Origin of the sequence: Flavobacterium sp. LC2016-12 (genome assembly GCF_015351595.1) — a bacterium.
Classification (GTDB): Bacteria; Bacteroidota; Bacteroidia; order Flavobacteriales; family Flavobacteriaceae; genus Flavobacterium.
The window spans coordinates 1,006,580-1,022,500 of sequence record NZ_JADKPT010000001.1; the positions used below are offsets into that span (position 1 = coordinate 1,006,580).

At 33.5% G+C, this 15,921-nt stretch carries 11 protein-coding genes; 9 read left to right on the forward strand and 2 right to left on the reverse strand.

Annotated elements, in window-relative coordinates; all coding sequences use genetic code 11:
* Positions 1-25: 25 nt before the first annotated feature.
* Complete coding sequence (gene hisIE, locus IRZ99_RS04175) at positions 26-622, forward strand: bifunctional phosphoribosyl-AMP cyclohydrolase/phosphoribosyl-ATP diphosphatase HisIE (RefSeq protein ID WP_194656061.1); 597 nt, start codon at positions 26-28, stop codon at positions 620-622.
* 73 nt (positions 623-695) lie between these two features.
* On the opposite strand, the gene IRZ99_RS04180 is transcribed toward hisIE, so the two are convergent.
* On the reverse strand, positions 696-1,394 hold the full coding sequence (locus IRZ99_RS04180) for a carbohydrate-binding family 9-like protein (protein ID WP_194656062.1): 699 nt from the start codon (positions 1,392-1,394) through the stop codon (positions 696-698).
* A 169-nt stretch (positions 1,395-1,563) separates the two neighbouring features.
* On the opposite strand from IRZ99_RS04180, the gene IRZ99_RS04185 reads away from it, so the two are divergent.
* A complete protein-coding gene (locus IRZ99_RS04185) occupies positions 1,564-3,219 on the forward strand; it encodes a M1 family metallopeptidase (protein WP_194656063.1) in 1,656 nt (551 codons plus the stop codon).
* Between the two features lie 289 nt (positions 3,220-3,508).
* Here IRZ99_RS04185 and IRZ99_RS04190 read toward each other — a convergent pair whose 3' ends face one another.
* Positions 3,509-5,053, reverse strand: a complete 1,545-nt coding sequence (locus IRZ99_RS04190) for a hypothetical protein (protein ID WP_194656064.1) — start codon at positions 5,051-5,053, stop codon at positions 3,509-3,511.
* A gap of 155 nt (positions 5,054-5,208) precedes the next feature.
* Here IRZ99_RS04190 and IRZ99_RS04195 point away from each other — a divergent pair, with 155 nt between their 5' ends.
* From IRZ99_RS04195 to acs, 7 genes are all read left to right on the forward strand, one after another.
* Positions 5,209-6,384, forward strand: coding sequence for a 2-isopropylmalate synthase (locus tag IRZ99_RS04195; RefSeq protein ID WP_194656065.1), 1,176 nt, complete (start codon positions 5,209-5,211; stop codon positions 6,382-6,384).
* Positions 6,385-6,450: 66 nt separating this feature from the next.
* Positions 6,451-7,569 (forward strand): 3-isopropylmalate dehydrogenase, encoded by a 1,119-nt coding sequence (leuB, locus tag IRZ99_RS04200; RefSeq protein ID WP_194656066.1) that lies wholly within the window; start codon positions 6,451-6,453, stop codon positions 7,567-7,569.
* A 270-nt stretch (positions 7,570-7,839) separates the two neighbouring features.
* The gene (gene ilvD, locus IRZ99_RS04205) at positions 7,840-9,513 is read left to right on the forward strand and encodes a dihydroxy-acid dehydratase (protein ID WP_072970766.1); all 1,674 of its coding nucleotides are present in this window, start codon (positions 7,840-7,842) and stop codon (positions 9,511-9,513) included.
* Positions 9,514-9,673: 160 nt separating this feature from the next.
* On the forward strand, positions 9,674-11,362 hold the full coding sequence (gene ilvB, locus IRZ99_RS04210; protein ID WP_194656067.1) for a biosynthetic-type acetolactate synthase large subunit: 1,689 nt from the start codon (positions 9,674-9,676) through the stop codon (positions 11,360-11,362).
* Positions 11,363-11,451: 89 nt separating this feature from the next.
* Positions 11,452-11,973: an acetolactate synthase small subunit gene (gene ilvN / locus IRZ99_RS04215; RefSeq protein ID WP_026985121.1), complete on the forward strand. Its 522-nt coding sequence runs from the start codon at positions 11,452-11,454 to the stop codon at positions 11,971-11,973.
* A 42-nt stretch (positions 11,974-12,015) separates the two neighbouring features.
* The gene (gene ilvC, locus IRZ99_RS04220; protein ID WP_194656068.1) at positions 12,016-13,485 is read left to right on the forward strand and encodes a ketol-acid reductoisomerase; all 1,470 of its coding nucleotides are present in this window, start codon (positions 12,016-12,018) and stop codon (positions 13,483-13,485) included.
* 499 nt (positions 13,486-13,984) lie between these two features.
* Positions 13,985-15,895 (forward strand): acetate--CoA ligase, encoded by a 1,911-nt coding sequence (gene acs / locus IRZ99_RS04225; protein ID WP_194656069.1) that lies wholly within the window; start codon positions 13,985-13,987, stop codon positions 15,893-15,895.
* Positions 15,896-15,921 lie beyond the last annotated feature (26 nt).

Sequence of the window (15,921 nt, forward strand, 5' to 3'; positions counted from 1 at the left end):
GACTTTACAACTTTAGACTAAAAATATGAACATAGACATCAAAAGCTCACACGGATTGATCCCAGCGATTATTCAGGATTCAGAAACTAAAAATGTTTTGATGCTGGGATATATGAATGAAGAATCAATTCAAAAAACAATAGAAACGCAGAAAGTTACTTTTTTTAGCCGTTCAAAACAAAGGCTTTGGACAAAAGGCGAGGAGAGTGGTAATTTTTTAGAACTTGTAGATATTAAAAATGACTGTGATGGCGATACGCTTTTGATTCAGGCGAAACCAGTTGGACCAACTTGTCACACAGGGGCAGATACATGCTGGCAAGAAGAAAACAAAGAAAATTATGGGTTCATTTCTAGCTTAGAAAAAACAATTGCAATTCGGAGAGAAAATGCTGATTCTGAAAAGAGTTATGTAGCTTCTTTATTTGAAAAAGGAATTAATAAAATTGCTCAAAAAGTAGGTGAAGAAGCTGTTGAAGTAGTTATTGAAGCAAAAGATGATAACGATGATTTATTCTTAAGTGAAAGTGCCGATTTATTGTTTCATTATTTGATTTTATTACAGGCAAAAGGCTTTCAATTGAATGATGTTGTTGATGTTTTGAAGAAGCGTCAGAAGTAAAAGATTTTGTTTCAGGTTTCAAGTTTCAAGTTATGCGCGATAACTTGAAACTTGAAACAAATTAAACCAATAACTACTCCATAAACTCAAAAACCGCAAACTCCACTGGTTGATGAAATCCAAATTTCATACTTTTATAAGGCTGTAACGCTAGATATTCTGTTGTGTTACCATAATCAATTCTAAAAGCACTTCCTTTCCATTTTGTTCCAATTTTTGGCTTTAAGAAATTACCATTCTGAATTTTCTGCAAGCTTGAAAACGGGATCTTAATTTCGGTAGAAAAACCTTCAGTTGTTATTTTACTAACTGCTTCAAGTCCCTCAATGTTAAAATTCATAGAAGTTTTCCATCCACCACAATCAGGAGAAATGCACTTTAAGAGCATATCATAATGGGTTGAAAAGGCATTTACTCCAATTTCAATGTAATTTTGCCCATCGCCATCGGCATCAATAAAAATCTCTACTAAATCATCTGTATTGAAAACAGGGGAATCTTTCTTCTGACTTGATCCGATGATTTTAGAATCCACTGAATTATAAGCTATATATAGATTATCATCATTCCACGAAAGTGAAATCATTGTATTTTGAGTAGCCTTTTGTCCAGAATTATGAATAACTAATGGACCAATGAAAGGAGTTTTCCAATCTGATAAATCGCCATCAACAGTTAGTTTATTTTCTATTTTATGAATTGTTATGTTTTGCGAGAAAACTGCTATAGAGCACATAAAGTATAAAACAGAAACGATGGAAATAACTTTCATAAAACAATAATAAAAAAAATGAATTAGCTAAAGTAAGGAAGAATTGTAAACTTTAACATTAAATTTTTCTAATCGAAATTATAAAATTATTAAAAACTTGATCCGAATGTTTACTTTTGTTGAAGATTAAGTTCGTATAAATACCCTATTTATTTCAAATTTCTAATTTATGAAAAATTACTTTGGAGGCATTTTTATTGCCTTTTTGGTTGGTTTTAATGCCAATGCGCAAGGACTTTTAAACAAGTCTGAAACTGTTTTTACACATCAGGATACTTTACGCGGAAGCATTACAAAAGAAAGAGCGTGGTGGGATTTAAAATATTATCATCTTGATGTAAAAGTAAATCCGGCTGAGAAAACAATTACAGGTTCAAATACTATAAAATATACTGTTTTATCAGAAAACAATAAGATGCAGATTGATTTGCAGGAACCAATGCAAATTTACAAAGTGACGCAAGATGGAAAAGAATTGAAATTTGAAAGAGACGGAAATGCTTTTTTTATTCAATTAACTGCGAAACAAAAAGTAGGAGAGACTAGAGAAATTGTAATTTCTTTTGGTGGAAAACCTAAAGAAGCTGTGCGAGCACCTTGGGATGGTGGATTCTCATGGAAAAAGGATCAAAACGGAAAAGATTTTATTGCTACATCTTGTCAGGGATTGGGAGCAAGCGTGTGGTGGCCATGTAAAGACCATATGTACGATGAAGTAGAAAACATGTTGATCAGTGTGAACGTTCCGGGAGATTTAACAGAAGTTTCTAATGGAAGATTACAAAGCGTTAAAAAAGAAAAGAACGGTACAAAAACCTTTAATTGGTATGTTTCAAACCCAATTAATAACTATGGTGTGAATATCAACATTGGAGATTATGTAAACTTTTCAGAAAAATATAAAGGAGAAAAAGGAGATTTAGATTGTAACTATTATGTTTTGCGTGATAATTTAGCTAAAGCCAAAGAACAGTTTAAAGATGCTCCAAAAATGTTAAAAGCGTTTGAAAATTGGTTTGGACCTTATCCGTTTTATGAAGACAGCTATAAACTAGTTGAAGTTCCGTATTTAGGAATGGAGCACCAAAGTAGTGTAACTTATGGGAATCAATATAAAAACGGATATTTAGGAAAAGATTTAAGTGGAACTGGCTGGGGATTAAAATTTGATTTTATCATTATTCACGAATCTGGACACGAATGGTTTGCAAATAATATTACATATAAAGATATTGCAGACATGTGGATTCACGAGAGCTTTACTAACTACTCTGAAAGTCTTTTTGTTGAGTATTACTACGGGAAAGAAGCCGGAGCTGAATATGTGATTGGATGCAGAAAAAGTATTCAAAACGACACGCCAATTATCGGGCATTATGATGTGAACAGTGAAGGATCGGGTGATATGTATCCAAAGGGAGCAAACATGTTGCATACTATTCGTCAGGTTATAAATGACGATGCAAAGTGGAAATCTATTTTGAGAGGTTTAAATAGTACTTTCTATCATCAAACTGTTACTTCAAAACAAATTGAAGATTACATTAATACACAATCTGGAATTAATTTTAACAGAGTTTTTGCTCAATATTTAACAACAACGCAAATTCCGGTTTTTGAATATATGTTCAAAAATGGAACTTTAGGATATCATTGGACTAATTGTGTAGCAAAATTTGACTTACCGGTAAAAGTAAAAATAAACGGTGTAGAAACCTGGTTGAAACCAACAACAGAATGGCAATCAATAAATACAACCAATGAAAACAGAACTTTAGAAGTTGATAAAAACTTTTATGTGATGAGTTCTAATATTGTGGAATAAACATATTTAAATTCCAAATTTATAAAATTCCAAATTCCAATTGTTGGAGAGGTAAACCCGACAGGTTTTTTTAAAACCTGTCGGGTTTTTTATGGACAATCTTGTCATTTCGACGAAGGAGAAATCCTCGCAAGTAACTCCGCAACGAGAATCTAATCTTTGTCGAGCTTCTCGCGAGGATTTCTCCTTCGTCGAAATGACAAAAAGCCTTTAAAGACTAAGTTTTTAAAGGCTTTTTTTATTGGAATTTGGCCCCGAAGCTTCGGGATAAAAATTAGAATTTAGTTTCTTATCGACTACTCAATTTCGCCTTCTCTTTGATAATATCTGCAATTTTTCGGTTTTCAATTTTGCTTTCCAGCCATGAGATGATATCTAAATAAAGAAACGCCCTTTTTTCATAGGTGTTTTTCTCCAGCTCAATAAAACGTACACGCATTTTAATAAATTCCTTTTTAATATCTGCTGGATAGAAGTTATTCAGGTTTCTTAAAAATTTGATTATTTCCTTTTGAACTTCATGTAAATCATTCATTTTCAGCAAAAACTTGTAGGTACTTTTAAGATGATTTTCTAAATAATAATCCTTTCCTAACTCATAATGTGCAATCAACGATAATAATCTCGCGAAGCACATTAAATCCTCGCGCATTGACAAGTTTTTATTGTTGATGATTTTGTCTAAGTACAAAATGCATTCATTGTACTTTTCGTTTCCAAAATAGATAGAAGCAATTTTATAGTAAAACAACATCTCGTGATGTTCGTCAAGATGTTCACTGTGAATTTTTATTTTCTCAAGAATCTCCGGAATCAAATATTCGCTTTCAGCAAAAGTTCCTTCGAGAATGTGTAAGTTTAGCTTATTGTTATAAATATATAGAAATGATAGTGATGCAATGTTATCGTTTACCGGAAATTTTGGATCTGCAATCGTTTCTTCTAATAAGGTTAAGTATTTCTTGAAATTTGACTGATATTTCAACATATAGAGGGATTCCAAAAAGTAATGGTTTCCTTTTAAGAAAAACACCGGATTCAGATAAATCATATTTGGATTGTCATAAAACAAGGTAACCCATTTATAAGCGTATTTATAACTCGCTAAAAAGTCCTGAACTAAGAAACTACGCCATAAATTGGCATTGTAAAACCAATATTTTTCGCGGAAGCCAAATTTGCTTTCATCTAACTTTGAAATATGTCTGTTGAAATAATCATCAATATATTTATATTCTTCATCACTTTTTACGTAACCTGTTTTTAACATGATTCCGTATAACTGAAGTGATAAATTGGATAATTTGCTGGAGATTGTATTTCGATAATTTAATTCTTTCGCCTGAATTACTAATTCATCAGCTCGCCCCTGAATACTTCGCGTAATATATTGCGATTCGATTAGTTTTTCGAATTCTACAATTTCATACGCCATATATTTTTCATCATTTTCTAAAGCAAGTATTTTAGTCTTGTCAAGAATCTTTAAACTCTGCTTATATAATCCTTTATTATAAAGAATAACAGCAAAATCTATTTGTTCACGTAGTTGATAGCGAATATTTTGGCTAGGAATATTCAAGCGAATACTAACTAGTATTTGCTTGTATAGATATGATTTTAAGTTAGATAGCTGTACTTTTTTAATGATTCCGCTCTTTAAAATCAGCTTTTCGTCGTAGGTTTCGGACTTATCTAAAATATTGAATAATTCAATGAATTTAGTATTAGAACTTGTCTCCAATCGGCTTGCAAAAATTTTAAATTGTCTTTTTTCGGATTTGGAAAGCGATTTAATCAGAACAAATAAGAAATCTTTTTGATGGTTAGCCATTGTAAAATATAATAATGTAACTTATTGATTATTAAATATTTAACTCGTTATAAATTGCGTTATGAACAGTATAATTTCATTAAAATGAATTTCATACTGCGTAAGTACAATATATATTTGTTATCAAGATGTGAAATTACATTAAATAAATGAATATGAATAGAGAGAAAGTTCAAATTTTTGACACCACTTTGCGCGATGGTGAACAGGTTCCAGGATGTAAGTTAGATACTAAACAAAAATTAGTTATCGCAGAACGACTAGACAAAATGGGAGTTGACGTTATCGAAGCAGGTTTTCCTGTGTCAAGTCCGGGCGATTTTTTATCGGTCTCTGAGATTTGTAAAATTGTAGAAAATGCAACCGTCTGCGGACTGACAAGAGCTGTAAAAAACGACATTGATGTTGCTGCAGCTGCCCTCAAGCATGCTAAAAGACCTAGAATCCACACAGGAATCGGAACATCTGAATCTCATATACTCCATAAATTAAATACTACCAGAGAAGATATTATTGCCAGAGCAAAATATGCTGTATCTCATGCAAAATCATATGTAGAAGACGTTGAGTTTTATGCAGAGGATGCAGGTAGAACAGATAACGCTTTCTTAGCACAGGTTTGTGAAGAAGTGATTAAATCTGGAGCAACTGTATTAAATATTCCAGATACAACAGGATATTGTTTGCCAGAAGAATACGGAGCAAAAATTAAATATTTAAGAGAGAACGTAAAAGGAATTGAAAATGTAATCCTTTCATGTCATTGTCATAATGATTTAGGAATGGCAACTGCAAACTCTATTGCAGGAGCAATAAATGGAGCGAGACAAATAGAATGTACTATTAATGGCATCGGAGAAAGAGCAGGAAATACAGCACTTGAAGAAGTGGTAATGATTTTCAAACAACATCCTTACCTTAATTTAGATACCAACATCAATACTAGAGAATTGAATGAAATGAGCCGATTAGTTTCTGAAAGTATGGGAATGATCGTTCAGCCAAATAAAGCTATCGTTGGAGCAAATGCTTTTGCGCATAGTTCAGGAATTCATCAGGATGGTGTGATCAAAAACAGAGCAACTTACGAGATCATGGATCCACTTGATGTGGGAGTAAATGAATCTTCAATTATTTTGACAGCAAGAAGCGGAAGAGCTGCTTTGGCTTACCGTGCTAAAAAAGTAGGTTACGAACTTACAAAAGTGCAATTGGATATTGTATACATTGAGTTTTTGAAATTCGCTGATATTAAAAAAGAAGTTTTAGATGCTGATATTCATCAGATTATTGAGGCTTCTAAAATTCAGGGAGAATTGATCAGAAGCTAGTTAAAAAGAAAATAGAGCAAAGAAAAAAGAATAATAAAGATTTAAATACATAAAGAACGAGACGTTATGAATTTGAAAATAGCAGTTTTACCAGGAGACGGAATTGGACCGGAAGTAATTTTACAAGCCAAAAAAGCTTTATATGCAATTGGCGAAGTGTACAATCATGAATTTGTTTTTGAAGAGGCACTTATGGGTGCGATTGCCATTGACAAAACAGGAAATCCTCTGCCGGAACAAACGCTGAATCTTTGCTTAAATACTGATGCTGTTTTATTTGGAGCAATTGGAGATCCTAAGTATGATAATAATCCAAATGCAAAAGTTCGTCCGGAGCAGGGATTATTGAAATTGCGTAAGGAGCTTGGTTTGTTCGCTAACATTCGTCCAATAAAACCTTACAAATCATTAGTAGATTCTTCTCCTTTAAAAAGAGAAATTATTGAAGGCGCTGATTTTACAATTTTCAGAGAATTAACAGGTGGTGCCTATTTTGGAGCTAAAACATTAAATGAAGAAGGAACACATGCTTCTGATTTATGTGAATATTCAGAAGAAGAAATCACAAGAATAGCACATTTAGCTTTTAAATCGGCACAAAATCGTCGTAAAAAGTTAACAATGGTGGATAAAGCAAATGTTTTAGAAACCTCAAGATTATGGAGAAAAGTAGTTCAGAAAGTGGGCGAAGCTTATCCAGATGTAGCTTTAGACTTTTTATTTGTGGATAACGCAGCAATGCAAATCATCTTAAATCCAAAACAATTTGATGTGATTTTGACAGAGAATTTATTTGGAGATATTTTATCAGACGAAGCAAGTGTTATTACAGGTTCTATCGGTTTATTGGCTTCAGCATCTTTAGGAGAAAAGAATGCTTTGTTTGAACCAATTCACGGTTCTTATCCACAAGCAAAAGGAAAAAATATTGCAAATCCAATTGCTTCAATTTTATCAGCTGCAATGTTATTAGAGCATTTCGGTTTGTTTAAAGAAGCAAACGTGATATATCAGGCAATTGAAAAAGCAATTGAATTTAAAGTTGTTACTGTTGATTTAAAAGCAGATTCAAAATTCGGTACAAATGAAGTAGGGGAGTTTGTTTCAAATTTTATTTTCAGTAAAGACGATTTATTATATTTTAATAATGACAACGTTAGTATTGGACAATCGACAATTGTTTAATATTTTTTGTTAAAAATTGAAAGAAATAACAAGAAGTATCTAAAATGTTGAGATTTTATTTTTTTAGTCACTTAAGTTTTTATACTTTTGTCTCACTAAAAAAATAGCAAGATGCAAATCTCAATTATTATTACTTCTGTCGTTGTTGTCAATGTGATTTTCACATCTGCATCGGGAATGGTATAAATATAATTGAAAAACTATATTATAAACCTTCCAAATACTGGAAGGTTTTTTTTTGAATAAAAATTAAAAATAAATTAATACATAATGGAATTAAATAAGTACAGCAAAACCATCACTCAAGATCAAACACAACCTGCGGCGCAAGCGATGTTGTACGGTATTGGTTTAACTGAAGAAGATTTGAAAAAAGCACAAGTAGGTATTGTGAGCATGGGTTACGATGGTAACACCTGCAACATGCACCTGAATGATTTAGCAAAAGATGTTAAAAAAGGTGTTTGGGACGCAAATCTGGTCGGACTTATTTTTAATACCATTGGTGTTAGTGACGGAATTTCTAACGGTACTGAAGGAATGCGTTTTTCATTGGTTTCTCGTGATGTAATTGCAGATTCTATTGAAACAGTTGTGGGAGCACAATGGTACGATGGTGTGATTGCTATTCCTGGTTGTGATAAAAATATGCCAGGAGCCCTAATCGCAATGGGAAGATTAAACCGCCCGGCGATGATGGTTTATGGTGGATCAATCCATTCAGGAAAATGGAAAGGAGAATCTTTAAATATCGTATCCGCTTTTGAGGCATTAGGAAAAAAGGTTAAAAACGAAATCACTCCTGAAGATTTTAAAGGTGTTATTCAAAATGCATGTCCGGGCGCTGGTGCTTGTGGCGGTATGTATACTGCAAATACAATGTCTTCAGCAATTGAAGCATTAGGTATGAGTTTGCCATACAGCTCTTCAAATCCTGCTTTAAGTCAGGAAAAAAGAGACGAATGTCTGGCTGCAGGAGAAGCAATCAAAATATTATTAGAAAAAGATATTAAGCCGAGAGATATTATGACTCGTAAGGCTTTTGAAAATGCTATTACAATTGTTGCTGTTTTAGGAGGTTCTACAAATGCTGTTATGCACTTAATTGCAATGGCTCACGCTGTTGATATCAAGATTACTTTGGATGATTTTCAGGCAATTAATGACAGAACACCAGTATTGGCTGATATGAAACCAAGTGGTAAATACATGATGGAAGATATTCATGAAGCAGGTGGTATTCCTTCTGTAATGAAATATTTATTGAAAGTAGGATTGATTCATGGAGATTGTTTAACAGTTACAGGAAAAACAGTCGCTGAAAATTTAGCTTCAACGCCTGATTTACAAGACGGACAACAAGTAATCCATGAAATTCAAAAAGCGTTAAAACCAACAGGAAACATTCAGGTTTTATACGGAAATCTTGCCTCTGAAGGTGCTGTTGCAAAAATTAGCGGAAAAGAAGGAGAATATTTTGAAGGACCTGCGGTAGTTTTTGAAGGTGAATTTGAAGTAATTCCAGGTCTTGAGGCCGGAAAAATCAAACCAGGTAATGTAGTCGTCATCAGGTATTGTGGACCAAAAGGTGGTCCGGGGATGCCTGAAATGCTGAAGCCTACATCTGCGATTATTGGTGCAGGACTAGGAAGCAGCTGCGCTCTTATTACAGACGGAAGGTTCTCTGGAGGTTCACATGGCTTTGTCGTAGGACATATTACACCAGAGGCTTATGATGGTGGTGGTATTGCACTAGTAAAAGATGGTGATTTAATTGCTATCGATGCTGTGAAAAATACAATCGACCTGAAGATTTCCGATGAAGAATTTGCAGCTAGAAAAGCGGCTTGGGTACAACCACCGTTAAAAGTTACAAAAGGAGTTTTACTTAAATATGCCAGATCGGTTTCAAGCGCTTCAACAGGATGCGTAACCGATAATTAATTAAATAACAATATCAAAAATCAATTGCAATAACAATATCAAAAAAGCAATAGCAATAAAAATTAAAAATATCAATTTAGGATTTACCATTGAAATTGATTTTTAACATTGCCATTGAACTTTGATTTTTGAAATTGACATTGATAAAACAAAATATACTATGAAAATATCAGGGGCAGAAGCCGTTATAAGATGTTTATTAGCAGAAGGAGTAGACTTGGTTTACGGATATCCTGGAGGTGCCATAATGCCGGTTTATGACGAATTATATAAATTTCAGGATCAATTACACCACGTTTTAGTACGTCACGAACAAGGTGCTACTCATGCGGCTCAGGGATATGCCAGAGCTACAGGAAAAGTTGGAGTAGCAATTGCTACTTCAGGTCCGGGAGCAACAAATTTAGTTACCGGAATTGCAGATGCTCAAATCGATTCAACTCCAATGGTTTGTATTACAGGACAGGTGGGGAGACATTTATTAGGTTCTGATGCTTTTCAGGAAACAGATATTATCGGAATTTCGACTCCGGTAACAAAATGGAATTTTCAGATTACTGAAGCTTCTCAAATTCCTGAAATTATTGCAAAAGCATTTTACATTGCACGTTCTGGACGCCCAGGACCAGTATTGATTGATATTACTAAAAATGCTCAATTTGATGAGTTTGATTTTAGTTATGAAAAATGTACTGCTATCAGAAGTTATGTTCCGGTTCCGAAGTTAAAATTAGATAAAGTCGCAGAAGCTGCTGCTCTAATCAATAGTGCAAAAAAACCTTTCATAGTTTTCGGTCAGGGAATTATTTTGGGTCAGGCTGAAGAACAATTGAAAGCTTTTATTGAAAAATCAGGAATTCCGGCAGGATGGACTATTTTAGGTCTATCAGCTTTACCAACAGATCATCCTTTAAACGTTGGAATGTTAGGAATGCATGGAAATTACGGTCCTAATATGCTGACTAACGAATGCGATGTTTTAATCGCATTGGGAATGCGTTTTGATGACCGTGTTACCGGAAAATTAGCTACTTACGCTAAGCAGGCAAAAGTAATTCACTTTGAAATAGATCCAGCTGAAGTTGATAAAAACGTAAAAACAGAAGTAGCCGTTTTAGGTGATGTTAAAGAAGCATTAACTGCTTTGATTCCATTAATCGACAAAAAGTCACATGATTCATGGCATAATGAATTCAAAGAATTGCATAAAATCGAAGTAGAAACGGTTATTAATGAAGAGTTGAATCCAACAAACGGTAAAGGTATTTCAATGGGAGAAACCATGGAAATGATCAACAAACATTCAAAAGGAGATGCGATTATCGTTTCTGATGTTGGTCAGCACCAAATGTTTGCTTGTCGTTATGCGAAATTTAATTCAACTAAAAGTAATATTACTTCTGGTGGTTTAGGAACAATGGGATTTGCTTTACCAGCAGCTATTGGAGCTAAAATGGGAAGACCAGATCGTGAAGTTGTAGCTATTATTGGTGATGGTGGATTCCAGATGACCATTCAGGAATTGGGGACTATTTTCCAAACGCAAGTGCCGGTAAAAATTGTCATTTTAAATAATGAGTTTTTAGGAATGGTACGTCAATGGCAGGAATTGTTTTTTGATAACCGATATGCTTCAACAAAAATGATTAATCCAAATTTTGTCGCAATTGCAGAAGGATATCATATCAAATCTAAAAAAGTAACACAACGTGAAGATTTAGATGCTGCTGTAGCCGAAATGATGGCTTCAAAAGATTCTTATTTCTTAGAAGTTATGGTAGAAAAGGAAAACAATGTTTTTCCGATGATTCCAACAGGAGCGTGTGTTTCAGAAATTAGATTAAGCTAAAGAAAAAGGTTTCAAGTTTCAGGTTTGTTTTGTTTCAGGTTGTACAACTTGAAACTTGAAACCTGAAACAAAAAAAAACTAAAAACAAAATGGAAGATAAAACATTTACCATATCGGTATATTCAGAAAATAATGTTGGATTGTTGAATAGGATATCTGGGATATTCTTAAAGCGCCACATTAATATATTAAGTCTAAACGTTTCAGAATCAGAAATAGAGAATGTTTCAAGATTTATCATTGTAGTAAACACAACGGAGAAATGGGTTCAGAATATCGTTGGACAAATTGAAAAGCAAATTGAGGTTATCAAAGCATTTTATCACACAGATGAAGAAACAATTTTCTTAGAAAATGCCTTGTTTAAAATACAGTCAAGTTTGTTGTTTGATGAAAAACAAATTCAGAATATCATCAAGGAAAGTCAGTCTACAATTGTGACGGTTTCTCGTGATTTCTTTGTGATTTCAAAATCAGGAAGACGTTCTGAAATTGAAGAATTATATGCAAAATTCAAGCCTTACGGCATAATGCAGTTTGTTCGTTCAGGCAGAATATCAGTTTCTAAAGAAAAAATGGAAATTTCATCATTGTTAGAAACGTTTAACTAGTATCAATTATAAATTACATATCATTAAATATTATTAAAGAAAATGGCAAATTATTTCAACACATTACCACTTAGATTACAATTAGAACAATTAGGAGTTTGTGAATTTATGGAGCAATCTGAATTTGCAGACGGAATCGCAGCATTGGCAGGGAAAAAAGTTGTTATTGTAGGTTGTGGTGCACAAGGTTTGAATCAAGGTTTAAACATGAGAGATTCAGGTTTAGACATTTCTTATGCATTACGTGCAGATGCAATCGCTGAAAAAAGAGCTTCTTATAAAAATGCTACTGAAAACGGTTTTAAAGTAGGTACATATGAAGAATTAATTCCAACTGCAGACTTAGTTTGTAATTTAACTCCGGATAAACAACATACTGCTGTAGTTACTGCTATTATGCCATTAATGAAACAAGGTTCGACTTTAGCATACTCTCACGGGTTTAATATCGTTGAAGAAGGAATGCAGATTCGTAAAGATATCACAGTAATTATGTGTGCTCCAAAATGCCCTGGATCTGAGGTTCGTGAAGAGTACAAAAGAGGATTTGGTGTACCAACACTTATCGCAGTTCACCCTGAGAATGATCCAAATTCTGCTGGTTTAGATCAGGCAAAAGCTTATGCTGTAGCAACTGGAGGTCATAAAGCAGGAGTTTTGAAATCATCATTCGTAGCTGAAGTAAAATCAGATTTAATGGGTGAGCAAACAATTCTTTGTGGATTGTTGCAAACGGGATCTATTTTATGTTTTGATAAAATGGTTGAAAAAGGAATTGACGCTGCATATGCTTCAAAATTAATTCAGTACGGATGGGAAACTATCACTGAAGCTTTGAAACATGGTGGTATTACAAATATGATGGATCGTCTTTCTAATCCTGCAAAAATTGAAGCTTACGAACTTGCTGAAGAATTAAAAGACATTATGCGTCCTTTATTCCAAAAACACCAAGATGATATTATTTCTGGAGAATTCTCAAGAACTATGATGATCGACTGGGCTAATGATGATGTGAATTTATTGAAATGGAGAGCTGCAACAGGAGAAACTAATTTTGAGAAAACAGCACCACAAGAAGCCCCAATCGCTGAACAAGAATATTTCGACAATGGCGTTTTAATGATTGCAATGGTTAAAGCAGGTGTTGAATTAGCTTTCGAAACTATGACTGAAGCCGGAATCATTGAAGAATCTGCTTATTATGAGTCATTACACGAATTGCCATTGATTGCAAATACAATCGCAAGAAAAAAATTGTTTGAAATGAACCGCGTTATTTCGGATACTGCTGAGTACGGATGTTATTTGTTCGATCACGCTTGTAAACCGTTATTGACTGAATTTATGAAAACAGTTGAAACAAATATAATAGGAAAACCATTCTCAACTTCAAATGGAGTAGATAATGCTATTTTAATTGCAGTAAACAAAGAAATTCGTCAACATCCTATCGAAGAAGTAGGAGCATGGTTGAGAGAATCTATGACTGCTATGAAAAAAATTGGATAATAAATTGGGAATTACCACACATTCGACTGTGATGGGATTTGCACTGTATCTCTGTTTTATGTAATATTTTGAATTAGTAAGCACTTATTAAGAAAAAGGATATAGATGCAATATTGCATTCACTTAACTTCTGTGAGCAAGTGAGTTAAGTGAGGTAATCCCGTATAATGGGGTATGTTTAGTGATAAATATACTTGTAGAGATTTCTATTTTAATTAATAAAGCTGCTGCTATTTTCAAAATAGAATTGCGGATTGTAGTAGAGAATTACAAAAAATTAATTGTTATTGAAATTGTTAAAATTAAAAAGGCATGGTATTTATTTATCATGCCTTTTTTACGATAGGTATTTTGACGCAAAAAACCAAAATTTTAAATTATAAATATTAAAAGATAATATTTTTTTTAATATGTGTTTTTTTTTGCCAAAATTTATGAATTAAATAATTTTAAGAATACGCTGATATTTAATACATTTATAAAAAAATTCCAAAAACATATGAGTTATTATAAAATTGAAAATTTAGAACAATATTTTAAACATTACAATAAGTCAATAAGAGAGCCAAGGAAATTCTGGGGAAAAATAGCTGAAGAAAATTTTACTTGGTACCAACAATGGGAAAAAGTGGTGGATTTTAATATGGCTGATGCTGAAGTAAAATGGTTTACTGAAGCTAAAGTTAATATTACAAAAAACTGTATCGATAGACATTTAAGCAAAAGAGGAGAAAAAACGGCTATCATTTTTGAACCGAATGATCCTTCTGAAGAAGCTTTACATATAACATATAACGAACTTTACGAAAGAGTATCAAAAATGGCGAATGTTTTGCGTGAGCAAGGAGTTCGTAAAGGAGATAGAGTTTGTATTTATTTGCCAATGATTCCTGAATTGGCTGTTGCTGTTTTGGCTTGTGCCAGAATAGGTGCAATTCACTCTGTGATTTTTGCAGGATTTTCTGCTTCTGCAGTTTCTGCCAGAATCAATGATTGTGAATGTAAAATGGTAATCACATCCGATGGTGGTTATAGAGGAAATAAAACTATTGACCTTAAAGGAATTGTTGATGAGGCTTTAGATTCTTGCCCTTCAGTTTCTAAAGTTTTAGTGGTTAAAAGAACTCAGACTGAAATTAAAATGAAAGAAGGTCGTGACCAATGGTTACAACCTTTGTTGGATGCAGCTCTGGATAACAGTGTTGCTGAAATTATGGATGCTGAAGATCCTTTGTTTATTTTGTATACTTCTGGCTCTACAGGAAAACCTAAAGGAATGGTTCATACCACAGCAGGATACATGGTTTATACCGCATACACTTTCAAAAATGTTTTCAGTCACGAAGAAAATGATATTTTCTGGTGTACTGCTGATATTGGTTGGATTACAGGTCACTCGTATATATTATACGGTCCATTATTGAACGGAGGAACTACTGTAATTTTTGAAGGAGTTCCATCGTATCCAGATTTTAGCCGTTTTTGGGATATTATCGAAAAACATAAAATTACACAATTCTATACAGCACCAACAGCAATTCGTTCATTAGCGAAAGAAAGTTTAGATTATATTCAAAAATATCCTCTAAAATCGCTAAAAGTTATTGGATCAGTTGGAGAACCAATTAACGAAGAGGCTTGGCACTGGTTCAATGATCACGTTGGAGATAAAAGATGTCCGGTAGTTGATACGTGGTGGCAAACTGAAACTGGTGGAATCATGATTTCGCCAATCGCTTTTGTAACGCCAACAAAACCAACTTATGCGACTTTGCCATTGCCTGGAATTCAGCCGGTTTTAATGGATGAAAAACGTAATGAGATAGAAGGAAACCAAGTAGTTGGAAGTTTATGTATTAAATTTCCATGGCCTGGAATTGCCAGAACTATTTGGGGAGATCACCAACGTTATAAAGATACTTACTTCTCTTCTTTCCCTGGGAAATATTTTACAGGAGACGGTGCGCTTAGAGATGAAGTTGGTTATTACAGAATTACCGGTAGAGTAGATGATGTAGTTATTGTTTCCGGACATAATTTAGGAACAGCTCCTATTGAAGATGCGATTAACGAGCACCAGGCTGTTGCAGAATCTGCAATTGTTGGTTTCCCTCATGATATTAAAGGAAATGCTCTTTATGGTTATGTAATCTTAAAAGAGACAGGAGAAGTTAGAAATAAAGAAAACCTGGTTAAAGAGATTAATCAATATATTGCGGATCATATTGGACCAATCGCTAAATTAGATAAAATACAGTTTGTGTCTGGTTTACCAAAAACAAGATCTGGAAAAATTATGCGTAGAATTTTACGTAAAATAGCGGAAGGAGATTTTTCTAATTTTGGAGACACTTCAACATTATTGAATCCGGAAGTTGTAGAAGAAATTATGAAAGAAAGAATTTCTTAATTCTGAAATAAATCAAAATAAAAATG

What these genes read in the sequence shown, in the direction of transcription:
- ilvD (WP_072970766.1), top strand. Translation starts at nt 7,840, where the DNA reads ATGGAATTAAATAAGTACAGCAAAACCATCACTCAAGATCAAACACAA.
- ilvN (WP_026985121.1), top strand. Translation starts at nt 11,452, where the DNA reads ATGGAAGATAAAACATTTACCATATCGGTATATTCAGAAAATAATGTT.
- acs (WP_194656069.1), top strand. Translation starts at nt 13,985, where the DNA reads ATGAGTTATTATAAAATTGAAAATTTAGAACAATATTTTAAACATTAC.
- leuB (WP_194656066.1), top strand. Translation starts at nt 6,451, where the DNA reads ATGAATTTGAAAATAGCAGTTTTACCAGGAGACGGAATTGGACCGGAA.
- IRZ99_RS04180 (WP_194656062.1), bottom strand. Translation starts at nt 1,394, where the DNA reads ATGAAAGTTATTTCCATCGTTTCTGTTTTATACTTTATGTGCTCTATA.
- hisIE (WP_194656061.1), top strand. Translation starts at nt 26, where the DNA reads ATGAACATAGACATCAAAAGCTCACACGGATTGATCCCAGCGATTATT.
- IRZ99_RS04195 (WP_194656065.1), top strand. Translation starts at nt 5,209, where the DNA reads ATGAATAGAGAGAAAGTTCAAATTTTTGACACCACTTTGCGCGATGGT.
- IRZ99_RS04185 (WP_194656063.1), top strand. Translation starts at nt 1,564, where the DNA reads ATGAAAAATTACTTTGGAGGCATTTTTATTGCCTTTTTGGTTGGTTTT.
- IRZ99_RS04190 (WP_194656064.1), bottom strand. Translation starts at nt 5,053, where the DNA reads ATGGCTAACCATCAAAAAGATTTCTTATTTGTTCTGATTAAATCGCTT.
- ilvC (WP_194656068.1), top strand. Translation starts at nt 12,016, where the DNA reads ATGGCAAATTATTTCAACACATTACCACTTAGATTACAATTAGAACAA.
- ilvB (WP_194656067.1), top strand. Translation starts at nt 9,674, where the DNA reads ATGAAAATATCAGGGGCAGAAGCCGTTATAAGATGTTTATTAGCAGAA.